The sequence below is a fragment of the Pseudomonas kitaguniensis genome, from assembly GCF_009296165.1.
Classification (GTDB): domain Bacteria; phylum Pseudomonadota; class Gammaproteobacteria; order Pseudomonadales; family Pseudomonadaceae; genus Aquipseudomonas; species Aquipseudomonas kitaguniensis.
Genome location: NZ_VUAZ01000156.1, coordinates 1 through 23,102, shown reverse-complemented (window position 1 = coordinate 23,102; position 23,102 = coordinate 1). Strand labels below are relative to the sequence as shown.

The 23,102-nt window shown below is 60.6% G+C and carries 17 protein-coding genes, 1 tRNA gene and 3 pseudogenes; 10 read left to right on the top strand and 11 right to left on the bottom strand.

Annotated elements, in window-relative coordinates:
- From F0169_RS23680 to F0169_RS23665, 4 genes and pseudogenes are all read right to left on the bottom strand, one after another.
- Positions 1–480: pseudogene (locus tag F0169_RS23680) on the bottom strand (energy transducer TonB); the annotation flags it as partial.
- Between the two features lie 480 nt (positions 481–960).
- Entirely contained in the window at positions 961–2,298 is a 1,338-nt protein-coding gene (locus tag F0169_RS23675) for a metallopeptidase TldD-related protein (protein ID WP_152747770.1), read from the bottom strand.
- Complete coding sequence (locus tag F0169_RS23670) at positions 2,298–3,731, bottom strand: TldD/PmbA family protein (protein ID WP_425274318.1); 1,434 nt, start codon at positions 3,729–3,731, stop codon at positions 2,298–2,300. The genes F0169_RS23675 and F0169_RS23670 overlap by 1 nt, the downstream gene beginning before the upstream one ends.
- A gap of 125 nt (positions 3,732–3,856) precedes the next feature.
- Positions 3,857–5,671 (bottom strand): ABC transporter ATP-binding protein, encoded by a 1,815-nt coding sequence (locus tag F0169_RS23665; RefSeq protein WP_152747768.1) that lies wholly within the window; start codon positions 5,669–5,671, stop codon positions 3,857–3,859.
- A 536-nt stretch (positions 5,672–6,207) separates the two neighbouring features.
- On the opposite strand from F0169_RS23665, the gene F0169_RS23660 reads away from it, so the two are divergent.
- Positions 6,208–6,423 (top strand): hypothetical protein, encoded by a 216-nt coding sequence (locus F0169_RS23660; protein WP_003171680.1) that lies wholly within the window; start codon positions 6,208–6,210, stop codon positions 6,421–6,423.
- On the opposite strand, the gene yacG is transcribed toward F0169_RS23660, so the two are convergent.
- Genes yacG through F0169_RS23640 form a run of 4 tightly spaced genes read right to left on the bottom strand, consistent with a single transcriptional unit; the run spans position 6,420 to position 9,308 of the window.
- Complete coding sequence (yacG, locus tag F0169_RS23655) at positions 6,420–6,620, bottom strand: DNA gyrase inhibitor YacG (protein ID WP_005784677.1); 201 nt, start codon at positions 6,618–6,620, stop codon at positions 6,420–6,422. The genes F0169_RS23660 and yacG overlap by 4 nt on opposite strands.
- Positions 6,617–7,240 (bottom strand): dephospho-CoA kinase, encoded by a 624-nt coding sequence (gene coaE / locus F0169_RS23650; protein ID WP_058412748.1) that lies wholly within the window; start codon positions 7,238–7,240, stop codon positions 6,617–6,619. Before coaE ends, yacG begins: the two co-directional genes overlap by 4 nt.
- Positions 7,237–8,103, bottom strand: a complete 867-nt coding sequence (locus F0169_RS23645; protein ID WP_152747767.1) for a prepilin peptidase — start codon at positions 8,101–8,103, stop codon at positions 7,237–7,239. Before F0169_RS23645 ends, coaE begins: the two co-directional genes overlap by 4 nt.
- The gene (locus tag F0169_RS23640; protein WP_152747766.1) at positions 8,100–9,308 is read right to left on the bottom strand and encodes a type II secretion system F family protein; all 1,209 of its coding nucleotides are present in this window, start codon (positions 9,306–9,308) and stop codon (positions 8,100–8,102) included. The genes F0169_RS23645 and F0169_RS23640 overlap by 4 nt, the downstream gene beginning before the upstream one ends.
- Before the next feature lie 199 nt (positions 9,309–9,507).
- Here F0169_RS23640 and F0169_RS23635 point away from each other — a divergent pair, with 199 nt between their 5' ends.
- The 3 genes from F0169_RS23635 to F0169_RS23625 all read left to right on the top strand — a co-directional run bounded on the left by F0169_RS23635 (position 9,508) and on the right by F0169_RS23625 (position 10,515).
- Complete coding sequence (locus F0169_RS23635; RefSeq protein ID WP_122251210.1) at positions 9,508–9,921, top strand: pilin; 414 nt, start codon at positions 9,508–9,510, stop codon at positions 9,919–9,921.
- Positions 9,922–9,985: 64 nt separating this feature from the next.
- Positions 9,986–10,058 (top strand) — tRNA-Thr (locus F0169_RS23630).
- A gap of 151 nt (positions 10,059–10,209) precedes the next feature.
- On the top strand, positions 10,210–10,515 hold the full coding sequence (locus tag F0169_RS23625) for a DUF6388 family protein (RefSeq protein WP_152747765.1): 306 nt from the start codon (positions 10,210–10,212) through the stop codon (positions 10,513–10,515).
- 163 nt (positions 10,516–10,678) lie between these two features.
- Here the strand turns inward: F0169_RS23625 and nadC are convergent, their stop codons facing one another.
- Positions 10,679–11,527 (bottom strand): carboxylating nicotinate-nucleotide diphosphorylase, encoded by an 849-nt coding sequence (gene nadC, locus F0169_RS23620; RefSeq protein WP_152747764.1) that lies wholly within the window; start codon positions 11,525–11,527, stop codon positions 10,679–10,681.
- A gap of 245 nt (positions 11,528–11,772) precedes the next feature.
- Between nadC and F0169_RS23615 the strand changes: the two genes are divergently transcribed.
- The 3 genes and pseudogenes from F0169_RS23615 to ampE all read left to right on the top strand — a co-directional run bounded on the left by F0169_RS23615 (position 11,773) and on the right by ampE (position 15,383).
- On the top strand, positions 11,773–13,926 hold the full coding sequence (locus F0169_RS23615; protein WP_152747763.1) for a DUF1631 domain-containing protein: 2,154 nt from the start codon (positions 11,773–11,775) through the stop codon (positions 13,924–13,926).
- Positions 13,927–13,987: 61 nt separating this feature from the next.
- Positions 13,988–14,550 (top strand): annotated as a pseudogene (gene ampD / locus F0169_RS23610) (1,6-anhydro-N-acetylmuramyl-L-alanine amidase AmpD).
- Entirely contained in the window at positions 14,547–15,383 is an 837-nt protein-coding gene (gene ampE / locus F0169_RS23605; RefSeq protein ID WP_058412742.1) for a regulatory signaling modulator protein AmpE, read from the top strand. Before ampD ends, ampE begins: the two are co-directional and overlap by 4 nt.
- Before the next feature lie 11 nt (positions 15,384–15,394).
- On the opposite strand, the gene F0169_RS23600 is transcribed toward ampE, so the two are convergent.
- Both F0169_RS23600 and cra read right to left on the bottom strand, forming a co-directional pair.
- A complete protein-coding gene (locus tag F0169_RS23600) occupies positions 15,395–16,171 on the bottom strand; it encodes a TatD family hydrolase (RefSeq protein ID WP_172979533.1) in 777 nt (258 codons plus the stop codon).
- A 2-nt stretch (positions 16,172–16,173) separates the two neighbouring features.
- Entirely contained in the window at positions 16,174–17,169 is a 996-nt protein-coding gene (gene cra / locus F0169_RS23595) for a catabolite repressor/activator (protein WP_058412740.1), read from the bottom strand.
- Positions 17,170–17,461: 292 nt separating this feature from the next.
- Here cra and ptsP point away from each other — a divergent pair.
- The 3 genes and pseudogenes from ptsP (at position 17,462) to F0169_RS23580 (ending at position 22,999) form a co-directional block, all read left to right on the top strand.
- Positions 17,462–20,324: pseudogene (ptsP, locus tag F0169_RS23590) on the top strand (phosphoenolpyruvate--protein phosphotransferase).
- Positions 20,325–21,266 carry a 1-phosphofructokinase gene (gene pfkB / locus F0169_RS23585; protein WP_152747761.1) on the top strand — a complete coding sequence of 314 codons (942 nt, stop codon included), beginning with the start codon at positions 20,325–20,327 and terminating at the stop codon, positions 21,264–21,266.
- An 11-nt stretch (positions 21,267–21,277) separates the two neighbouring features.
- Complete coding sequence (locus tag F0169_RS23580; protein ID WP_058412737.1) at positions 21,278–22,999, top strand: fructose-specific PTS transporter subunit EIIC; 1,722 nt, start codon at positions 21,278–21,280, stop codon at positions 22,997–22,999.
- The last annotated feature ends 103 nt before the right edge of the window (positions 23,000–23,102 follow it).

The window sequence follows — 23,102 nt, the reverse complement described above, 5'->3', positions numbered from 1 at the left end:
AGCGGCCGGTGCCGGTGGCGCGGGCTTGACCGGCTGCGGTTTTGGCAGCGGCTTTGGCTTGACCACAGGCTTGGGTTTCTCGATGGGCTTGGGTTTCTCCACCGGTTTTGGCGGTGGTTCCTTTACCGCATCTTCATCTTCCTGCGGCGTCTCCGGTTCGGGCGGCGGTGGCGGCGGTGGAGGTGGAGGGGGTGGCGGCTCTTCTACAGGCGGTGCCGGTGGCGCCGGGCTGGTGAGTTCGACCGTCATCTCCGGGATCTCGGGCGGCGTCACCAATGGAGCTGCCTTGGCCTGCTGAAAAAACCACCAGGCACCGCCGTGCAACAGCGCAACCACGGCGATCAACAGCAACATGTACGGCTTGCTCAGCCCGCCCGGTTGCGACGCGTTAGGCACATGCCTGATACGCATCCACTGCTGCATCCGCTCGGCGCCGATGAGTGGCTCAGGCCGCTCTTTGTGTTTTACCTCGTCACTCATTAAGAGTCCCTCGACTAAAAGAAGGGCAATAAGGCTCCGTTCGCCCTTGCACGCAGGGACGAGAACTAATCATTTCATTTAACAGTTATAAAAATGGGCGCCTGTACAAGTGATAACTCACCGGTGCAATGCATTGGCCACTATGGCGAGAGAGTAATCATTACAGCTCCTTTCTTGTTGTGAATTGGATCCAGTAATAGTGGGTGTATTACGCTTGTTACATTGTTCATAGCAACAGCTATGCCAAAAATGCCGATTCAGATTTTTTGTAAGTGTTTCTATATAAACGGCCAGTGATTTTTTCAGGCACGCGTTGATTACAAGTTTCAAGGCTATTGAAGTTGTATGTTTTGACAGTCTTGGCGGGGCCATTAAACACGTGACTGTCCTACAATCCGCTCATGTTCTCGGAAACCCTCAAGGCAGTGCACCATCCTTACAACGCACTGCCATTTAGTAGTGCGGTGCGCGGCGCGTTACTTATAAAGTCAGTGTCAGGTGCTCTAAAAGAGCACCCGGAACAACGCGGCTGCCCAGTTGCCTGCGCGCGTAAGTTGCGGCGTCGATGCACAAGACTTGTTCGCGGGTCAGCGCCAATAAATTAGCCCCCAGCAGGTTGTACACCGTGTCATCAAACCGCATGGTTTCAACCGGGCCGGCGATGTGCCCGTTCTCTACCCAAAAGGTGGCGAAGCGCGTCATCCCGGTGAGCCTCGCGGCCCCGCTGTCCGAGTAGTTCAAATACCACAGGTTGCTGATGTACAAGCCGGTGCCCAGCTCGCGCAACACCTGCGCAGTCGCCAGCTCGCCGGGCGCCATCACCAATGAATGCGGCATTTCTTGCTCGCCTGCACCGTTGCCGTGCAGCGCATATTCGGCCGCCGAGCGCGAGTTGGCCAATTGGCCGACCAACTGTCCTGCCTCAATCAAATTGACGTCTTCGGCCAGTACGCCGTCGTGGCTGAAACCCGGCTCAAAGCCGGTGGACGATTGTTGACGCAGGCTGACCCGTGCCGAGAGCTGTTGCTTGCCTAACTGCAACTGTTGCAGTGGGCTTTGTCGGGTCGCGAGCGCCTTGGCCGAAAACGCGCCGTAACTGAGCATGCCGAGTATTTCATCGACTGCCGCCGGGGCGAGGTAGGCACGGTATTGGCCGGGTTCGAGCTTGATTCGCGGCTTGTTCAGGTGTTCCAACTGCTCGCGAGCGTGCCCAAATAAATCGGTTAATGCCTGGGTATCCCACTGCGCCGAACCGTAGGTGGTTTTGACCGCTTCACCGCTGGCATTGAACAGGCTCCAGTCAAACAACGCGTTGGCGCATTGATGCCAGCCATACGCGCCCCAACTGCTGGCGAACCCGCGGTACAACGTGCCTGCGGCGTAAATGCCGACCATGTCGAGGCCTTGGCTGAGCCGGTAGATCGTGTCGATCACCTGTTGCATCGGCGGCACAAAACCCGGCACATGGCGCTCGGATTGCCAGTCCTGAGTGTTGAGCAATAAATAAGGGTCGGCGGGCAGCACGTCCAGTACATCGCGCAATTGCTGCAGGGTTGCGCCCAACTGCGCTACATCGTGTTCGAATGCGCCGCTGAGGTTTATTTGTGTGCTGCTGTGTCGTTCGTTGCGGATCACGCGAAGCGTCAATTCGATTTGCAGCACAGGGTAGGCCTGGCGCACTTTGCCGTGATTGAAACGCACAAACTGGCTGTCTTCAGCCTCGTACTGCAGGGTGAAATGTTCATCGGCGCGCAACTGGCGCGTGAGCCACTGTTGCAGCGCCTTGAACTCAACGGCGAATGGGCAATTGTTATTCATCATCCCTGGCCTCCGAACACATCAATTTCGCTGAACACGCAGGCCGGCGACGCATGGCCCACGGTGACCGCCTGGTTGGGTTCGCCTTTACCGCAGTTGGCCGTGCCCATCACCCGAAGGGTCGATGCATCGCCCACGGCGCGTAAATTGCGCCAGAACTGTGATGACACGCCGCGATAATTGGGGTTTTTGACGACCGCTCCCAACTCACCGTTTTCGATCAGTTGGCCCCATTCGCAGCCGAACTGGAACTTGTTGCGCGCGTCGTCGATCGACCACGACCGGTTGGTGGCCATGAGAATGCCGTGTTCGATGCCGCCAATCAGTTGCTGCATGCTTTGATCGCCAGGCTCGATGTTGAGGTTGGCCATGCGGTCAATCGGTGCGCGGTTCCAATTGCACGCGCGGCTGTTGGCAACCCCCCGCAAGTCACTGCGGGCCTGCGACAGTGCGCCGCCCATTGGCCGTTGCAAAATCCCCTGCTCGATCAACAGGTGTTTTTCGGCCTTAAGGCCCTCATCGTCATGGCTGTAACTGACCAGTTCGCCGGTCACATTCGGGTCGAAGCTGACATTCAGCAGTTTCGAGCCATAGCGGTAATGGCCGAACATATCCGGCGTGACAAAGCTGGTGCCAGCATAGTTGCGCTCATCCCCCAGAATACGGTCCAGCTCCAGCGGGTGACCGATGGACTCGTGGATTTGCAGGATCATTTGGTCCGGCATCAGCAGCGCGTCGCGCACGCCGTTTGGGGTGTTGGGGGCCATCAGCAGTTGCAAGGCCTGGTCCGCCACGCGCTGCGCTTGCTCCGTAAAACCTGACTCGGTCACCAGACGCGCACTGCCTTGCTGCGCCAATTGATAAGAGCGGTGCTGGCTCTCGTGGCCATCAAATGCAGTGACGGCCAGTGCCGGAAACAGTTGTTGTTGTGTGCGCTGAATGTCGTTGCCCTGGTTATCCAGGTACAGCTGTTGTTCACGCACCACGCGCACACTGCAGGACCACTGCACCAGTCGCGGGTCCTTCGGCACTTGCTGCGAGGTTTGCATTAACAGCGCCAGCCACTCGGCAGTGTTGGGGAGCGGCGTGTCCAGTTCGGGCGAGCGGTAATGGGCGTGCACGCCTTGCACGTACGCCGTGGTGTATTTCAACAAGCCGCGACCGCGCAGTGCCTGGGCCGTTTGGGTGGCGCGATCCAGTGCGTAGCGCAATCCGGATTGGCTGATGTCACTGGTGGCGGCAAAACCCTGTTGGCCATCAACGTGCACACACACCATTACCCCGCATTCATTGCGTTGGGCGGGTGGCTCAATAATGTTTCGGGTCACAGCCAAAGACTGCGATTGTTGTTCAATCAGGCGCAGTGAAATAAAGCCAGGCACATGCTCACACTGTTGCATAAATCGCCTGAGTGAAGACTGGGCGGTACTCATCAATTGACGGTCCTTCTTCAGCGCAAGACCTTGAGCTTTAATCCAGGGTCTTATCAGTTAGTTAACATATATACACATAAAGTTATAAAGGGTGCCGCGCGAACTGCCGCAGTGCAGGGTGTTTATCAGGTGACTAATACGTCATGTTCTGGCGCATCGGTTTGGCTCAACAAGCCGTCGGATTGATGCTGCCATAGCCGGTAATACAAACCGCGAAGTTCAAGTAGTTGATGATGGCTGCCGTCTTCAACAATCAAACCGTTGTCCAGCACAATAATGCGGTCCAAGTGAGCGATAGTTGACAGTCGGTGCGCCACGACCACGACAGTTTTGCCGGCCATGATGTCGTCCAGGCTGCTTTGAATCAGGCTTTCGGTTTCTGAGTCGAGGCTGGCGGTGGCTTCATCGAGTACCAGAATCGGCGCGTTCTTGAGCAACGCACGTGCAATGGCAATGCGTTGGCGTTGGCCGCCCGAGAGTTTCACCCCGCGTTCGCCGATCAATGCGTCGTAGCCGTCCTGCATATTAAGGATGAACTCATGTGCATGCGCACGCCGGGCTGCCTGCACGATTTGCGCTTCGCTGGCGAGTACGTCGCCGTAGCCAATGTTTTCGCGCAGGGTGCGGTGGAACAGGCCGGGTTCCTGTGGGATCAAGCCAATTTGGCTGTGCAGCGATTGCTGGGTCATCTGCTGAATATTGGTGCCGTCGATTTCGACGGTGCCGGCTTGCGGGTCGTACGAACGTAGCAGCAGGTTGAGCAGTGTCGACTTGCCTGAACCGGAAAGGCCGACCAGGCCTACCCGCTGGCCGGGGCGAATATGCAGGTTGAAGTGTTTGAATATCGGTTTGCCAGGGCCGTAGGCGAAGTTCACGTCGCGAAACTGAATCGAGCCTTTTTGCACAGTGGTCGGCAGGGCGCTCGCCTGGTCCGGCATTTCGTGCGGTTGCAACAAGGTATCGAGGCTGTTTTCGATATTGCCGGTGTACTCGAAGAAGTGCATGAACTGCATGCTCAGGAAGCTGCATTGGGCCACGATCATCAGGCCCAGTGTCGCCACCATCACGAACTGCCCTACATCGATTTTGCCCACATCCCACAAGTACAGCGCCAAGGCGACCAGGCCGACGCGCAGCACAACCGACAGGCTGTCCTGCAACAAGCGGATTTTTTCCTGGTAGAAAAACGAGCGTCGCGCCGCCTGTTTTTCACGGGTCTGGTAACGGCTCAGGTAGCCTAGCTCAAAGTCCTGGCGGGCGAACAGGCGGATGCTGCTCAAGTTGCTCACCGCGTCGACGATCTTGCCGGTGGTGATACTGCGTGCCTGAGCATGCGTGGCCGCCAACACCTGAGCCTTGCGTGAAAGCACAAACGCCAACAGCGTGTACGCCACTATCCATACCAGCAAGCCCAGGCCCAGCCAGGGTGACGCCTGTGTCAGCAGCGCCAGGCTGGTGAGCAACACGACTAAAATCGGCAGCATCTCGATTGCCAGCGACCAGGTAATTTCCAGCAGGCCAATACTGCCTTCACCGATGCGATGCGCCAGGCTGCCGGCAAAGTGCTCGCCGAAATAGCGCGCCGAATGGCGCTGCAAGTAGGCAAACAAGTCACGCACGATGCGGATTTTCTGATCCGGCCGCATCATGATCATGCACAGCGTGGCGCCCCGTGCGCAGAGCATTTGGGCCACGGCGAGCCCGCACAACAACCCCAGTGAGGGCAGGCTGGCGGTTAACAGGTCAGCCTGCTCCCACGCACCCTCGCTGACCGCGCTGGTGATGCGGCCAATCGAATAGGGCATCAGCGTTGCGAACAGGGCCGCGCCCACCTGCAACACCACGATTGCCCAGTGCCAGCGCGGATACAGCCGTATGTAATGCCACACAAAGGCCCACGGCCGTTTGGGAGGAACGGTGATAGCGTCAAATTCCGACATGACAGACCTTTTTTCAAAGCAAAGCTATCCGCGTCGGCTGCGCGAGAAGTCGCAGCCGAGTGAGGGCACTCTAAAAGGACGGGTGCGTCTATCCAGCACCCATGCAAACGCAGGGCGCGGCGACGCAGTTGAGGCTATGTGTCGGTGCCTGAAGGGGCAGGCATATCGCAGGAGGGCAAATACAGGCCAAACGCGAGGGGCAAAAGGCGGAGTTCTGTTAAGCGCGTGCGTACATCGGACATCGTTCTAATTCCTTTAAAACAGCCAATCATTGACATGACTTTTGGTCAGTCTTTGCACTGAAGGTGGACGGCGTTTACGTCTTTGCTTGCAATTGGTGCGGGTTGCGCACTCTGGAAGGCGTGATTCCAGCAAAAGAACTGCTCGCGCGGTTTTATAAGAAAAATGTATGCCAAGTTGTGTCGAGGCTGACAAAGAAACGTAGAAAGGCCGACGATTCGCGGCGTTGACCCAGATCAAATCCCGCGCAGCCGCGCAGGCTCATGCTCTGCAAAATTTTTCCGGGAGCACGGATCATGAGTGTTTACGAATGGGCGCGGCAGGAGTTGCGCAGAAGCCAGGACGCCGCACAGGAAATCGGCTTTGACCCAGGCTTGACCCTGCGCGCGATGCTCAGTGCAGTGGTGCAGCAGAGCAAAGGCGTGCGCAGTTTCGAGGACCTGGCCGACGAGCTGCAATACCTTGCAGAGAACCTCGACGACCAGCAGGAATACGCCTTTATGCGGCCTTAATGGCGCGGCGGGAGGTCTTCGGAGAACAGTTCGTCTTCGGCATCCGGGGCCACCGGAATCTTGTGTTCCTCGGCCGCCCAGGCGCCGAGGTCGATGAGTTTGCAGCGGTCCGAGCAGAACGGCCGGTTGAGGTTGGCCGCTTTCCATTCCACGGGTGCACCGCAGGTTGGGCAGTCGACGGTCAAGGGTTGGCTCATGATCGGCCTCCACGCAAAGTAAGGTAAAAGTGGTGCAGTCGCTCGACCTCGCTGTGCAGCCAGGCAAGGTCCTGGTCATTGACCAGTACGTCATCGGCATGGTTCAGGCGGTCTTCGCGGCTGGACTGCGCCTGCAAAATCGCCTGCACCTGGTGTTCGCTGATGCCGTCGCGCAGCAGGGTACGCTGAATCTGCAGTGATTGGGGCGCGTCGATCACCAGAATGCGCTGGGTCATGCTGTGCTGGCCCGACTCGACCAGTAGCGGCGACACCAGAATCGCGTAGGGTGACCGCGCGCGCGCCAAGTGGCTGCGAATCTCCTCGCCAATCAACGGGTGCAGCAAGGCTTCCAGCCAGCGCCGCTGTTGGGGTACTTCAAAGATCAGTGTGCGCAACGCGGCGCGGTCCAGCGTGCCGTCAGGCCGCAGCACGCCTGCACCAAAGTGCTCGGCGATGCGCGCCAGCGCCGGGCGGCCAGGCTCGACCACCCAGCGCGCCGCATGGTCGGCGTCGACCAGGTCAATGCCCAGGTCGATAAAGTGCTGGGCGGCAGCGCTTTTACCGCTGCCGATGCCGCCTGTAAGGCCAAGGATCCAGGGTGTTGCAACAGAAGTGGTCATCTGAAACCGACAGACTGCAAATAGAAGTCGGTTATTTGACCACCCCAGAGCAATGCAATCCAGCCGCCAATTGCCAGGCATGGACCAAACGGCATCGGCGTCGACGCCTTCGACTTGCGCAAACGCATCAGGATCAAGCCTGCAGCTACCCCGAGCAGTGACGACATCAGCAACGTCATCGGCAGAATCTGCCAGCCTCCCCAGGCACCGAGCAACGCCAATAACTTGAAGTCGCCATAGCCCATGCCGTCCTTGCCGGTGATCAGCTTGAACAGCCAGAACACCGTCCACAGGCTTAAGTACCCGCTCACCGCGCCCCACAGTGCTTCGTGCAACGGCACCAGCCCATCCAGGCCATTGACGATCAGCCCCAGCCACAACAGCGGTAATACCAGCACATCGGGCAATAGTTGATGGTCGATGTCGATCAGGCTCATCGCCAGCAAGCCCCAGCTCAGCAGCAGCACCGCGCCGGCTTGCCAGCCGAAGCCGAAATGCCAGGCGACTGTCGCCGAGATCAGCGCGCAGGCCAACTCGGTGAACGGGTAACGCGCACTGATCGGTTTATGGCACTGCGCGCAACGCCCGCGCAGAATCACGTAGCTGAGCAGTGGGATGTTTTCCCACGGGCGAATCGGTTGGCTGCAATGCGGGCAGCAGGAGTGGGGGTACATCAGGTTATAAGTCGGTTGCGCAGGCTCAGCCGGCAAACCGAGCACTTCCAGGGCTTGGGCGCGCCAGTCGCGTTCGAGCATTTTCGGCAGGCGCCACACCAGCACATTGAGGAAGCTGCCGACAATCAAGCCGAGCAACAGCGCGATTGCGACAAACAACCAGGGTTGTTCACTCAGCAGCAGGCTCAAAATGCCGACCCCAATTGGAAGACCGGCAGGTACATGGCGATGACCAGTGCGCCGACAATGCCGCCCAATACCACCATGATCAGTGGCTCCATCAAGCTGGTGAGGTTATCCACCAGGTTCTCCACGTCGGCCTCGTAATGATTGGCGATTTTTTCGAGCATGCTATCCAGCGTGCCCGATTCTTCACCAATCGCCGTCATCTGGATCGCCATGCCTGGGAACAGCCCGCTGGTGGCCATGCAGTGGTGTAACTGCATGCCTGTGGATACATCGTGACGCATATGTTCGATCGCCTGTTTGAACAACCCATTACCGACTGCCCCCGCCACGGAATCCAGCGCCTGCACCAACGGCACGCCCGCTGCAAACGTGGTCGAGAGGGTGCGGGCAAAGCGCGCGACGGCAGTTTTTTTCAGCAGTGTGCCTGCCAAGGGCGTATTCAACAAACCGGCGTCTACCGCGTGACGCAAAACGGGCGATTGCCGATAGGCCTGGCGCAGCGCGGCCGCTGTCGCGCCCAAGCCAAGCAGGAGCATCCACCAGGCGTATTGCAGGAATTCGGACAAGGCAATCACACTCAAGGTAAACCCGGGCAGTTCGCCGTCGACCCCGGCAAACAGGCTCTGAAATTGCGGCACCACGTAGACCAGCAAAATCGTGCTGACCACGCAGGCGACCACTATCACCGCGATAGGGTAGGTCATGGCCTTTTTGATGCGCGCCTTGAGCAACTGGCTTTTTTCCAGATGAATTGCCACGCGCTCCAACAGGGTTTCCAGGGCACCTGCCTGTTCGCCGGCGGCTATCAGGTTGCAATACAGGTCATCGAAATAGCGCGGTTGCTTGCGCAGTGCTGCCGCCAGGTTATTGCCCGCAGCAATCTCCTGTTTCAAGCCGTTCACCAGCGCGCGCATCAGCCGGTTGTCGAAGCCTTCGCGAATAATATCGAACGCTTGCAGCAGCGGTATGCCCGCCCGTAACAAGGTCGCGAGCTGGCGAGTAAACAGGGCAATATCAGCGGGCTTAATGGGCGGGGCGAAGCTTGGCAGGCGTGCGTGCTGCTTGCGCACGCGGCCGGGGCAAATCCCTTGCTGGCGCAGTTGCGCCTTGATCAACGCCAAGTCATGCCCCACGGTTTGCCCGCACACTCTGCGCCCTTTGCGGTTAATGCCTTCCCAGGCGTAGATCGTTGCAGCGTCATTCATGTCACGTTCCGCACACAGGTAGTCGAAGCCTCAGCGTAGTCAGGTAGCGGCTGCGAGCAGGCAACTGATGCAGGTTAAAATGTCAGATTGTGCGTCTTGCACGCGATAGGCCGTTCGCGGATGAGTACACTGGTGCCGTTGTAAAATGCGGGGCGCAGGACGCGCCTTGTTATGGGTTTTATTCTGGAGAGTGAATGTGATGCGTCATAAAGGCTTTACCTTGATCGAGTTGTTGATCGTCGTGGCGATCATCGGCATTTTGGCCACCATCGGCTTGCCCATGTATACCAAGCACCAGGCCAAAGCCAAGTTCACGGCGGGGTTGGCCGAAATCAGCGCGCTGAAGGCAGGCTACGAAGACACCCTCAACCAGGGCAGCGTACCCACCCTGGCCTTGATCGGTGGCACCAGCCCCACCGCCAACTGCAAGATCGAGGTGACAGGCGATGTCGCGAGCGGTGCCGGTGCCATCAGCTGTGAAATCCTTGATGCACCCGCGCCCGTACTGGGCAAGACCATCACCTTGACGCGCAGCGCCACTACGGGCTGGAAGTGTGCCACCACGGCCGACGCGCAATACGTTGCCAAAGGCTGCGGCGCCGACGCACCGTAGCGCCTGTCGGGCGGTGGGCGAGTTAGTTGCCGCATGCCCAATGCGGTGCTAGCTTTAGCCCACAGCCCGTGTAGCTCAGCCGGTAGAGCAGCGCACTCGTAACGCGAAGGTTGCAGGTTCGATTCCTGTCTCGGGCACACAGGCAAGACTGTTTCAAAGGCAACGTTTTCAGATGATCCCAGAATGGTTCTGAAGGCCAGACGAGCCGGTATTTGCACCCGCTCTTCAGTATCTGCGCAACCTTGATGACCCAGATGCATCCCCATTCCTTGATCTAAAGAGAACAACATGACCACGACTGAATTGACCCAAGAAGCACGGCACCAACAAGCTCTCGACAAATACCTCGAAGAGTCGCCGCATCTGAAAGAAGAGATCAAGGACCTGAGTGCTGACGACCAGCGCGACCAAGTCCAGTGGGCCTTCGAGGATGAGGCGGAAAGCCAGGGTTATCAGCCTTGGGAACTGAGCCTCAAGTACACCTCGACACCGGAAGACTTCGAAGCCGCACGGCTGGCCTTGCACAAAGAGGCAGCCGAGGTACTGGGTGTCGAATGGGATGAGTATTGCGAGATGAATAACCTGATTGTCTAAGCGCCAAACCCGCAGCCCGCTCGCTGTGGCGCGCGGCTCGCTCGCGCTGGGCTGCGCAGTGGCCCCAATACAGGCACCGCGCAGTTTCAGTTAAACCAGGTTGTTTGGTTCAGGGCCACTTCGTGCCCCAACGCGAACAAGCCCGTGCGCCATAACTAGCCTCTCAAAGGCTAAGGCGCATCGACAAATCCACCGCCTTCACATCCTTGGTCATCGCGCCGATGGAAATATAATCCACCCCGGTTTCAGCGATAGGCAGCAGCGTGGTTTCATTGATCCCGCCACTCGCCTCCAGCTTGGCCTTGCCGGCATTCACGCGCACGGCCTCACGCATGTCATCCAGGCTCAGTTCATCGAGCATGATGATGTCGGCGCCCGCCGCCAGTGCTTCGCGCAATTCACTCAGGCTTTCCACTTCGATTTCCACCGGCTTGCCCGGCGCAATTTTGTGCGCGGCGGTAATCGCCTGCGCAATACCGCCGCACGCAGCGATATGGTTTTCCTTGATCAAAAACGCGTCGTACAAACCAATGCGGTGGTTATGGCAGCCACCACAGGTCACCGCGTACTTTTGGGCCAAGCGCAGGCCCGGCAGGGTTTTGCGGGTGTCCAGCAGTTGGACCCTGGTGCTGGCGACAACGTCCGCCAGAAACCGCGCGCGTGTGGCGACGCCTGACAAGGTCTGCAAAAAGTTCAGCGCGCAGCGCTCGCCACTCAGCAGTGAACGTGCCGGACCTTCGAGGTGAAACAGCGCCTGGTTGGGGCTGACACGCTCACCGTCCGCCACCTGCCAATGCACTGCCACGCGTGGGTCGAGCTGGCGGAATACCGCGTCTACCCAAGCCGTACCGGCGATAACAGCCGCCTCGCGCGTGATGATGGTGGCTTTGGCCAGCCGTTCGGCGGGGATCAGTTGCGCGGTGATGTCGCCGCTGCCGATGTCTTCCTGAAGTGCGCGGCGCACGTTGGCTTCGATTTCGGCGGTGAGGTCGGCAAGACGCAGATTCGGCATAACAGGCTCCACAAACAAAGTGCCAGGAGTATAGAGGCAGAGTGCCTTTGAACCCATACCACCCATTCATTTGCAGCCTAATGGCAGAGTTTGCTGGCACAACTGCACTCATTTGCAAGATAATCTTGCGCCTTGCAATTGGCGTCATAGCTTTGACGTCCTGGTGGTAGCCGGTTTTTTGCAGTGCCCAATGGGCGCTGCTCCCGATCTTCCCCCGAACAACACCGCCGTTTCAGGAGGCCAGGATGCAATTTGTCGGAAAGGTGGTGCCCATCAACACAGCACAGGCCACGCCATCGCCGCTCGCGCGCCTGCCGGTGGTGTTGCTGCAAGTTCGCGACAAGGCAGCCCAACAGTTGCAGCAAGGTTTGCAGGACCTGTTCGATAACGCCGACGACACCCTGTTCGAAATGGCCGACAAGGCGCGCAGTAACGTCGACCATCACATTTTTTTTGAAGCCATGCGCGACCTGCGCCTCAAACGCAAGAGTTTCGAGCGCGTGTTCATGGAGCAACTGTTTGCCGCGTTCGCCAGCCTGGGCCAGGGCGGGCAGGGTGAGCCGCACCTGGTGCCGGTGGTGTCTTACGAAGCGACGCCAGGCAATTCAAGGGACGATCTGGAAAAAGCCACAGCGTTGCAGGCCATGCTCGGTCGAGTGCGACATCGCGATGGCTTGGCGCTGGCGCAGTTGACCGCGCGCTTGAGTGCGCTGCTTGGCAAACCCCTGGACGAGCGCGATAACCCGTTGGGCCCGGCGCTGCTGTGTGAATTTTTTTTGCGCGCGGGGCGCAGCCTGGGGGTGGAGATTCGCGTCAAGCTGATCATGCTCAAGCTGTTTGAAAAATACGTGCTCAGTGACGCCGACCCGTTGTACTTCGAAGCCAACCAACTGCTGGTCGCCACCGGCGTTTTGCCTGAACTCAAGGCGGTGCCATCACGCCGCTGCGGCGGGCGTGCGGCCCGCGAGCGGCGTGAAGGCAGCGTGCCGAGCGTTGACCCGCCGCATGATGAAAACGGCCAGGCTGCCTTCGCCGCGTTGCAGAAACTGCTCGCCGCCGTGCGTGGCAGCGTCGCGCCCACCCTGGAAGCCAGCGCCGAACGGCAGCCGATTGCCACGCGCGACCTGCTGCGCCTGCTGTCGCATTTGCAGCAATATGTGCCGGGGCCCGAAGCCGAAGACGATTTTGACCTGCGCAACCAGCTTGGGCAGTTGTTGACCCGCGTCAGTGTCAAGAGTGGCAAGTCGCGCGTGGTGGAAGACGCCGATGAAGACGTGATCAACCTGATCGCCCTGCTGTTCGAATTCATCCTCAACGACCACACGGTGCCTGAGGCCTTCAAGGGCTTGATCGCCCGCTTGCAGATCCCGATATTGAAAGTAGTGGTGCTGGACAAGAGTTTTTTCAGCCGTGCCAACCACCCGGCGCGGCGCTTGCTCAACGACATTGCCGCCGCCGCCATGGCCTGGAGCCCGCACGCTGACTACCAGCGCGACAGCCTGTACCTGCATATCGAGCGGGTGGTGCAGTGTTTGCTGAATGAATTCGTCGAAGACCTGACGATTTTTACCCCGTTGTTGGCGCAATTCAGCGCCTTTATGGCCGATGAGCGGCGACGCAGCGAATTGCTTGAACAACACACCTATGAGGCTGAGGTTGGGCATGTGCGCACGCATACCGCCCGTAAGCATGTAGCCGATGTGCTCAACCGGCGGTTGCTGGGCAAGGTGCTGCCGCAGTTCGTGCTGCAATTTGTTCAACAGGCCTGGAGCCACGTCTTGTTGCTGGCCTGCCTTAATCACGGCGAAGCATCGGTGCAGTGGCAGGCGGCGGTGCGCACCCTGGACGAGTTGGTCTGGAGCGTCGGCCTGCACAAAGACGCCGAGGCTGCACGGCGCCTGTTGGAGCAACTGCCGGGGCTGCTTACGGCATTGCGCAACGGCTTGAGCAACGCGGCGTTCGATTCCGTCAGTCCCCGCGCGTTTTTTGTCCGATTGCAAGCCCTGCATATTCAGTCATTCGATGGCGAGGACCCCGACACGCGGGTCAAGGTACGCGAGCCGTTTTCACTCAGCCCCGGTTTGCCGGCGCCGCTACACAGCCTGTCGAGTGATGACCCGGACCTGCTCAAGGCCCACCGGATGCGGGTCGGCGGCTGGTTTGAGTTCCAGCAAGCCCCCGCGGGCCTGGTGCGCTGCAAGCTGCTGGCGATCATGGCGCCGGCCAACCGCTATATTTTTGTCAGCCGCTCAGGGCTTAAAGTCCTCGAGAAAGACGCCGGCCAATTGGCCCTCGCGTTCAAGCGTGGCGCACTGCGCGTGCTGGACGATGGCCTGCTGTTCGACCGCGCGCTGGCGTCGGTGATGGGCAACTTGAGGCAACTCAATCGCGGCAAGTGATCGCAACCGCAGGGCTGAACGCGGCATACTGGTAACACCTCGTCTCATTAAAGGAACCCGTATGCAGTTGGACCCCGCCAGCGGTTGGTGCCAGGGCATTCGTCATTGCCCTTCACCCAACTTCAACGAGCGCCCCGCAGGCGAAATCTCACTGTTGGTGGTGCATAACATCAGCTTGCCCCCGGCGCAGTTTGCCACCGGCAAGGTGCAGGCGTTTTTCCAGAACCGCCTGGATGTCACGGAACATCCCTACTTTGAAGGGATTGCCGACTTACGTGTGTCTGCGCATTTTCTGATTGAGCGCGACGGCACGGTGACGCAATTTGTGTCGTGCCTGGATCGCGCCTGGCATGCCGGCGTTTCGAGCTTTGAGGGGCGTGAAGTGTGCAATGACTTCTCCTTGGGGATCGAGCTGGAGGGCACGGACGAGCTAGCCTTTACCGATGCGCAATATGTGTCGCTGATCGCCCTGACGCGCCAGTTGCTGGTGGCCTACCCGAGCATTACCCAGCAGCGTATTTGTGGCCACAGTGATATCGCCCCGGGGCGCAAGACCGACCCGGCCCGGCTTTTGATTGGGCGCGCTTTCGCAGCGCCTTGCAGGATGGAGGACAACCACGATGAGTTTTCTGGTGTTGGTGTTGGCGGTATGGGTTGAGAAATTTTCGGCCTTGCGTCGGCGGTTGCAGCGCGACGGCGGCTGGTTGCGTGAGCTGGCCAAGCTGGAATCGAGCCCGCGCATGGGCAAACAGCCTTGGTTGATTCTGATGCTGCTGGTGTTGTTGCCGGTGGCCTTGCTGGCGCTCTTGCTATTGGTGCTGGAGCCGGTGGCTTATGGCTTGCTGGCGCTGCCGGTGCACCTGCTGGTGGTGATTTACAGCCTGGGCCGTGGCGATTTATTGGCCGGGCTCGGGCCGTTTCGCGATGCATGGCGGCGTGGCGACCTGCAAGCCGCTGAGCATGTGGCCGAGCGCGACCTGCAGATTGCCGCCGAGAATGGCGAGCAACTGCTGGAGCGCGTTCAAGCGCATGTGTTGTGGCAGGCTTACCAAAGCTTTTTCGCGGTGATTTTCTGGTACTTCCTGCTCGGCCCGGTCGCCGCGCTGGCCTATCGCCTGCTGGCGCTTGCGAGTGAACACAGCCAGAACCCGTTGGTAGCCGAGCGTGCCGGGCAATTGCGCCATGCGTTTGACTGGGTGCCGGTACGCCTGCTGGCGGCGAGTTTTGCCCTGGTGGGTAACTTTGTCGCGGTCGGCCGGGTGATGCTGCATGAACTGCTGAGCTGGGACATCAGCGCCGCACAACTGGTGGAAAAAGTCGGCTTGGTGGCGGCTGAAATTCCGCCGCCGGTGGTGGGTGCCGATGGCATCAACAGCCTTGATCGCCTGTGGGAATTGCTGCTGCGTGCGGCAGTGCTGTGGTATGCAGGCTTTGCGATCTGGACCGTACTGCCCTGATGCCTTTCACTCTACCAATTGAACAAAGCGCGCGCCGTGCGCGCACTCGTCTCGGCCAGCAATAAGGGGCTGATGCGCATACGCTCGGCCAAGACGGTGCAGATGTCCGGCAGGTGTTGCGGGCTGTTGCGCTGGTCGGGGTACATGGCGGGCGCCATGTCCGGTGAGTCGGTTTCCAGCACCACGGCGTCCAGCGGCAGTTGCGGCAGCACTGTGTGCATGCGCAACGCCTGAGGCCAGGTCGCCGCACCGCCCAGGCCCAGTTTGAAGCCGAGCTTGATGTACTCGCGGGCTTCCTCAACGCTGCCGGCGAACGCATGGACAATACCGCCGCGTGGCACGCGGATGCGCTTGAGCGTGGCGATCACCACCGCGTGGCTGCGGCGCACGTGCAGCAGTGCCGGGAGCTGAAAGTCCACCGCCAGTTTCAGTTGGGCTTCAAACAGGCTTTGCTGGTGCTCGCGATCGAGGTGTTCAACAAGGTAATCCAGGCCAATCTCGCCCACTGCGCAGAGTTGGCGGTGACCGCTCAGGCGGGTCAGCCACTCGCCCAGTTGCGTCAGGTCGGCGGCGCGATGCTCATCGAGGAACACCGGGTGCAAGCCAAAGGCTGCGAATAAACCTTCATCCGCCTGCACCACGTCCCACAGCCGCTGCCAGTGTTGCTGCGACACGCCCAACACCACCATGCGCTGCACCCCGAGTTGGCGGCTGCGGGCGAGGACTTCACCGCGATCACTGTCAAAGTCCGCGAAGTCCAGGTGGGTGTGGGTGTCGATCAGCTCCACGCTCAGGCCTCGTGAATTCGCTGCTTGAAGGTTCGGCCGATGGCCTGCACGCCAGGCGTGTACTGTTCTTCCTCAATGGCAGCCAGGGCCAGGCGCAGGGCGGTGTCGGCGATCAGCTGATGTTGCTGAGCCATGGCGTTGACCGGCAATGGCAAAAAATCGAGTAGTTGAGTGTCACCGAACGTGCCCAGGCGCAGTGGCTGCGACTTGAGCGGAAAGTCATGCAGCGCATCGAACACGCCTTGCAGCAGCACGTAGGAAGTGGTCACCAGCGCGTCAGGCAAATGCCCCAGTTGCTCCAGCAGTTTTTCCATCAGCTGTCGGCCGCAGTCGCGACTGAACGCCTCGCCTTGTTCGACGATGATTTCGCCGCTGAAGTCGTGCAGCGCTTCGCGAAAACCTGCGGCGCGTTCCTGGCTGATGCTCAGCTCGGGGCGCGCACCGATCAGCGCGATCTGCTTGGGCAGCGGCTGCAACAGGCTGCTGGTCAGTTGCTGGCAAGCCTGGCGGTCGTCGCTGACCACTGAACAAAACTGCTCAGGCTCCATGACCCGGTCGATGGCAATCACCGGCAGGCCTTTGGCTTGCAGTTCGCGGTAGCTGTCATCGCCGGCCGGCAAGCAACTGGCAACAAACAGCGCGTCGCAGCGCCGAGCGCGAAACAGCTGCAGCAGTTGGCGCTCGCTGTCCGCCTCGTCGTCGGAGCTGGCGATCAATAACTGATAACCTCGCGCCCGCGCACCTTGCTCCAGGAGCTTGGCGATGCGTGCGTAACTGGGGTTTTCGAGGTCCGGCAGGATGAAGCCCAAGGTGCGCGTGTGCCGACTGCGCAGCCCCGCCGCTTGAGGGTTTGGGGTAAAACCATGAGCTTGAACCACCGCGCGCACCCGCTCGACGGTTGCGCTGCTGATGCGTTGCTGTTCGGCTTTGCCATTGATGACATAGCTGGCGGTGGTCACGGACACACCGGCGAGACGTGCAATATCACTGAGTTTCAAACCGGGATTTCCTTGTTTTTTAGAGCCAGCCCCGACATTTTGTCCAATCGTAACCGATTACGGCACACGACCAATGGGCAGGCTCAAGCGCCGAGTGGTCCTTCAAGCTTGCATAATTAACGCGTAACCTGCCATAAATTCTAGATTAAACGTTTCAGCCAGCGTATTTTTACGACGTTCGCGACTGACTGGCTACTGCCAACTGACCACTCAGTCATTTACTTTGAACGCCTTGTGCGGATTTATTCAAAACAATACCTAGTGCGCCCATCGCACTAACTAGGAGAACGGCATGCTTGAGCTCACTGTAGAGCAGATATCCATGGGCCAGGTGGCTGTGGACAAATCTGCTGCCTTGCACCTGCTCGCTGACACACTGGTGGCCGATGGCCTGGTCGCCGAGGGCTACCTCAGCGGCTTGCAAGCCCGTGAAGCCCAAGGCTCGACTTTTCTAGGCCAGGGTATCGCCATCCCGCATGGCACCCCGGAAACCCGCGATCAGGTATTTTCGACCGGCGTGCGCCTGCTGCAATTCCCCGAAGGCGTGGATTGGGGTGATGGCCAGATCGTCTACCTGGCCATCGGCATTGCCGCCAAGTCCGATGAACACCTGCGCCTGCTGCAACTGCTGACCCGCGCGCTGGGTGAAACCGACCTCGGCCAGGCGCTGCGCGTGCCGGTTCCGCCGACGCCTTGCTGAAACTGCTGCAAGGCGCGCCGCAGGAACTGGCGCTGGATGCGCAGATGATCAGCCTCGGCGTGTCCGCCGATGATTTTGAAGAACTGGTATGGCGCGGCGCACGCTTGCTGCGCCAGGCCGACTGTGTGAGTAACGGCTTTGCCGCCGTGTTGCAACAGGTTGACGCACTGCCGCTGGGCGATGGCCTGTGGTGGCTGCACAGCGAGCAGACGGTGAAGCGCCCCGGCCTGGCATTCGTCACCCCGGACAAACCCATGCGTTACCTCGGCCAGCCGCTCAATGGCCTGTTTTGCCTGGCCAGCCTCGGTGAAGCGCACCAGGCTTTGTTGGAGCGTTTGTGTGCTTTGCTGATTGAAGGTCGCGGCCAGGAATTGGGGCGTGCCACCAGCAGCCGCGCGGTGCTTGAAGTGCTCGGCGGCGAACTGCCGCCTGACTGGCCGAGCGCGCGCATTACCCTGGCCAACGCGCATGGCCTGCACGCGCGGCCGGCGAAAATCCTCGCGCAATTGGCGAAGAGTTTTGACGGCGATATTCGCCTGCGCATCATCGATGGCCCGGTGGGCGCTGTGTCGGTGAAAAGCCTGAGCAAATTGCTCAGCCTCGGCGCTCGTCGCGGCCAGGTGCTGGAATTTGTGGCCGAGCCGACGATTGCCGGCGATGCCTTGCCCGCCTTGCTGGCGGCGGTAGAAGAAGGCCTGGGCGAAGACGTCGAGCCGCTGCCGACCGTGAGTGCGCAACCTGCAACTGTGGAGGTCGAACCGCAACCGGTGATCAGCGCGCCGCAGGCCGGCAGCCAACTCCAGGCCATCGCCGCCGCGCCCGGCATCGCTATCGGCCCGGCACATATCCAGACGCAACAGGTGTTCGATTACCCCTTGCGCGGCGAGTCCTCCGCCATCGAGCGCCAGCGCTTGCAGGATGCACTGAGCGACGTGCGCCGCGATATTCAGGGCCTGATCGAGCGCAGCCAGGCCAAAGCCATTCGCGAGATCTTCATCACTCACCAGGAAATGCTCGACGACCCGGAGCTGACGGACGAAGTCGACACCCGCCTCAAGCAAGGCGAAAGCGCTGAAGCGGCGTGGATGAGCGTGATCGAAGCCGCCGCTAAGCAGCAAGAGTCGTTGCAGGACGCCTTGCTCGCCGAGCGCGCCGCAGATTTGCGTGACGTTGGCCGCCGCGTGCTGGCACAACTGTGTGGCCTGGAAACCGCGCAAGAGCCGAGCGAACCTTACATTCTGGTGATGGACGAAGTCGGCCCTTCGGACGTTGCACGCCTGGACCCAGCCCGCGTTGCCGGCATCCTCACCGCGCGTGGCGGCGCCACGGCGCACAGTGCAATCGTCGCGCGTGCCTTGGGCATTCCCGCTTTGGTCGGCGCAGGCGCGGCGGTGCTGCTGCTGGCTTCCGGCACGCCGTTGTTGCTCGACGGCCAGCGCGGCCGCCTGCATGTGGCCCCTGATGCGGCCACGCTGCAACGCGCGACGGTGGAGCGCGACACCCGTGAGCAACGCCTGCAAGCCGCCTCTGCGCAGCGCCATCAACCGGCGTTGACGCGTGACGGCCACGCCGTGGAAGTGTTCGCCAACATTGGCGAAAGCGCCGGTGTTGCCGCAGCGGTAGAGCAGGGCGCCGAAGGCATTGGTTTGCTGCGCACCGAATTGATCTTCATGGCGCACCCGCAAGCGCCGGATGAAGCCACTCAGGAAGCCGAATACCGCCGCGTACTCGACGGCCTTGAAGGTCGCCCGCTGGTAGTGCGCACCCTCGACGTGGGCGGCGACAAACCGCTGCCTTATTGGCCGATTGCCGAAGAAGAAAACCCGTTCCTCGGCGTGCGCGGTATTCGCCTGACGTTGCAACGCCCGCAGATCATGGAAGCGCAACTGCGCGCGCTGCTGCGCTCGGCGGATAACCGCCCGCTGCGCATCATGTTCCCCATGGTTGGCAGCGTCGATGAATGGCGTGCGGCGCGTGATATGACCGAGCGCTTGCGCCTGGAAATTCCGGTGGCCGACTTGCAACTCGGGATCATGATCGAAGTGCCTTCCGCTGCGTTGCTCGCGCCGTCTTGGCCAGGGAAGTCGACTTTTTCAGTGTCGGCACCAACGATTTGACCCAGTACACGCTGGCCATCGACCGTGGCCACCCAACCCTGTCGGCGCAGGCCGATGGCTTGCACCCGGCGGTGCTGCAACTGATCGACATCACCGTGCGCGCAGCGCATGCCCATGGCAAATGGGTGGGCGTGTGCGGCGAATTGGCGGCGGACCCGCTGGCCGTGCCGGTGCTGATCGGGCTGGGTGTGGATGAATTAAGTGTGTCGGCCCGCAGCATTCCTGAAGTGAAGGCGCGGGTGCGTGAATTCAGTCTGAGCGAGGCCCAGGGCCTGGCGCAAAAAGCGCTGTTGGTGGGTTCGCCCGCTGAAGTGCGTGCCCTTGTGGAGGCCGTGTAAATGGCGAAGATTTTATGCCTGACGCTGAACCCGGCGTTGGACCTTACGGTACGCCTGGCGCGCCTGGAGCCGGGTGCAGTCAACCGTAGCGAAACCGTGCTCACGCATGCCGCCGGCAAGGGTGTGAACGTGGCGCAGGTGTTGGCCGACTTGGGCCATAACGTGAGCGTGGGTGGGTTTCTTGGCGCGGCCAACCCCGAGGCGTTTGATGCATTGATCGCCAGCCGTGGGTTTGGCGATGCGTTTATCCGCGTGCCGGGTGAAACCCGCAGCAATATCAAGATTGCCGAACAGGATGGCCGGGTTACCGACATCAATGCGCCGGGGCCAGAGGTCAGTGAGCAGGCACAAGAGGCATTGCTCAAACTGCTCAAGGTGGTCGGCCCGGCGTTCGACGCGGTGGTAGTCGCCGGCAGCTTGCCGCGTGGCATCAGCCCGCAGTGGTTTCAGGGCTTGCTTGCGCAACTTAAAGCACTGGGTTTGAAAGTCGCCCTGGACACCAGCGGTGAAGCGCTGCGCGCCGGTTTGAAGGCGGGCCCGTGGTTGATCAAACCCAACACCGAAGAACTCACCGACGCGCTGGATTGCCCCACCGATTCGATCGCGCAACAGGCCGAGGCCGCCGAGCGTTTGCACGCCCAAGGCGTGGAGCATGTGGTGGTGTCGCACGGTGCCGACGGCGTCAACTGGTTCAGCCCGGGCACCGCGCTGCATGCCACGCCGCCCAAGGTCAGCGTGGCCAGCACGGTGGGCGCGGGCGACTCGTTGCTGGCCGGGATGCTGCACGGCTTGCTGAGTGTTGATCTGCCGGAAACCACCCTGCGCCGCGCCACGGCGATTGCCGCGATGGCAGTGACGCAGATCGGTTTTGGTATCAGCGATGACGCGCAATTGGCGCGTCTCGAAAGCGGCGTCCATGTGCGCGCGCTGACAGAACAATAAGAGGGTTTGTGATGAAATTAGCCATTGTTACAGCCTGCCCGAACGGCATGGTCACCAGTGTGCTGTGTGCGCGTTTGCTGGACGCCGCCGCGCAACGCATGGGCTTGCGCACCAGCGTTGAAGTGGTGGACGTGCAGCGGCCCGAGCGCCAGTTGTCGCAGGCCACGCTCGACGACGCCGAGTGGGTGTTGCTGGTCAGCAGCACACCCTTGGACATGCAGCGCTTTGTCGGCAAGCGGGTGTTCCAGAGTACGCCCGCGCAAGCGTTGGCGGATGTCGACGGCGTACTGCGTCGGGGCGCCGAAGAGGCGCAAATCTACGTCGCCAGCCAAGCCCCGGCGGCGGCTGCGAACGCGCCGCGTATCGTTGCGATTACCGCGTGCCCGACCGGCGTGGCCCACACCTTCATGGCCGCCGAAGCCTTGCAGCAAACGGCCAAGCGCCTGGGCTATGACCTGCAGGTCGAAACCCAAGGTTCGGTCGGCGCACGCACGCCGTTGAGCCCGCAAGCGATTGCCGACGCCGACGTGGTATTGCTGGCGGCAGACATCGAAGTCGCCACCGAGCGCTTCGCCGGCAAGAAGATTTACCGTTGCGGCACCGGCATTGCCCTCAAGCAATCTGAAGCCACGCTCAACAAAGCCCTCGCCGAAGGCGCGGTAGAAAGTGCGGCCAACGGCGCGGTGGCCAAGAAGTCGGAAAAAACCGGCGTCTACAAACACCTGCTCACCGGCGTGTCGTTCATGTTGCCAATGGTGGTGGCAGGCGGCTTGTTGATCGCCTTGTCGTTTGTGTTCGGCATTCATGCCTTTGAAGAAAAAGGCACCTTGGCGGCGGCGCTTAAAACTGTCGGCGACCAGGCCTTTATGCTGATGGTGCCGCTGCTGGCGGGCTACATTGCCTACTCGATCGCCGACCGCCCCGGCATTGCGCCCGGCATGATTGGCGGGTTGCTGGCGGGTACGCTGGGCGCCGGTTTTATCGGCGGGATTTTTGCGGGCTTCCTTGCCGGCTACTGCGTTAAATTTATCTCGCGCGCGGTGCGCTTGCCGCAAAGCCTTGAGGCACTCAAGCCGATCCTGATCATCCCGTTGCTGGCAAGCCTGATCACCGGCCTGGCGATGGTCTACCTGATCGGCCCTCCGGTTGCACGGTTGCTGACCGGCCTGACTGATTTTCTCAGCACCATGGGCACCACCAACGCAGTGCTGCTGGGCATTTTGCTGGGCGGCATGATGTGTGTTGACTTGGGCGGGCCGATCAACAAGGCAGCGTATGCGTTTTCGGTCGGCTTGCTGGCGGCGTCCAGCGGTGCACCGATGGCGGCTACCATGGCCGCGGGTATGGTGCCGCCGATTGGCATGGGCATCGCGACCTTGCTGGCGCGCCGCAAGTTTGCCCAGACCGAGCGTGAGGCGGGCAAAGCGGCGATGATTCTGGGCATGTGCTTTATCTCTGAGGGCGCGATTCCGTTTGCGGCCAAAGACCCGCTGCGGGTGATCCCGGCGAGCATCGCCGGTGGCGCGTTGACCGGCGCTCTGTCGATGTACTTTGGCTGCAAGCTGGCGGCGCCACACGGCGGGTTGTTTGTGCTGATTATTCCTAATGCGATGAACCACGCGCTGCTGTATTTGCTGGCGATTGTGGCCGGCAGTGTGCTGACGGGGTTGGTGTATGCGCTGATCAAACGCCCTGAGGCGGTCGAGTTGGTGGTGGCTCCGGCGCAGGTCTGAGGCGCTTGCCCCACGAACCCGAGCCCGCGTGCGGCCATCGTGGTTTAACGGGGCGCTTTCTCGAGATCAAGATCAAGAAGCAAAAGCACGGCGGCCTGAAAAG

What these genes read in the sequence shown, in the direction of transcription:
- F0169_RS23675 (WP_152747770.1), bottom strand. Translation starts at nt 2,298, where the DNA reads ATGAATAACAATTGCCCATTCGCCGTTGAGTTCAAGGCGCTGCAACAG.
- F0169_RS23670 (WP_425274318.1), bottom strand. Translation starts at nt 3,731, where the DNA reads ATGAGTACCGCCCAGTCTTCACTCAGGCGATTTATGCAACAGTGTGAG.
- F0169_RS23665 (WP_152747768.1), bottom strand. Translation starts at nt 5,671, where the DNA reads ATGTCGGAATTTGACGCTATCACCGTTCCTCCCAAACGGCCGTGGGCC.
- F0169_RS23660 (WP_003171680.1), top strand. Translation starts at nt 6,208, where the DNA reads ATGAGTGTTTACGAATGGGCGCGGCAGGAGTTGCGCAGAAGCCAGGAC.
- yacG (WP_005784677.1), bottom strand. Translation starts at nt 6,620, where the DNA reads ATGAGCCAACCCTTGACCGTCGACTGCCCAACCTGCGGTGCACCCGTG.
- coaE (WP_058412748.1), bottom strand. Translation starts at nt 7,240, where the DNA reads ATGACCACTTCTGTTGCAACACCCTGGATCCTTGGCCTTACAGGCGGC.
- F0169_RS23640 (WP_152747766.1), bottom strand. Translation starts at nt 9,308, where the DNA reads ATGAATGACGCTGCAACGATCTACGCCTGGGAAGGCATTAACCGCAAA.
- F0169_RS23635 (WP_122251210.1), top strand. Translation starts at nt 9,508, where the DNA reads ATGCGTCATAAAGGCTTTACCTTGATCGAGTTGTTGATCGTCGTGGCG.
- F0169_RS23625 (WP_152747765.1), top strand. Translation starts at nt 10,210, where the DNA reads ATGACCACGACTGAATTGACCCAAGAAGCACGGCACCAACAAGCTCTC.
- nadC (WP_152747764.1), bottom strand. Translation starts at nt 11,527, where the DNA reads ATGCCGAATCTGCGTCTTGCCGACCTCACCGCCGAAATCGAAGCCAAC.
- F0169_RS23615 (WP_152747763.1), top strand. Translation starts at nt 11,773, where the DNA reads ATGCAATTTGTCGGAAAGGTGGTGCCCATCAACACAGCACAGGCCACG.
- ampE (WP_058412742.1), top strand. Translation starts at nt 14,547, where the DNA reads ATGAGTTTTCTGGTGTTGGTGTTGGCGGTATGGGTTGAGAAATTTTCG.
- pfkB (WP_152747761.1), top strand. Translation starts at nt 20,325, where the DNA reads ATGGCGAAGATTTTATGCCTGACGCTGAACCCGGCGTTGGACCTTACG.
- F0169_RS23580 (WP_058412737.1), top strand. Translation starts at nt 21,278, where the DNA reads ATGAAATTAGCCATTGTTACAGCCTGCCCGAACGGCATGGTCACCAGT.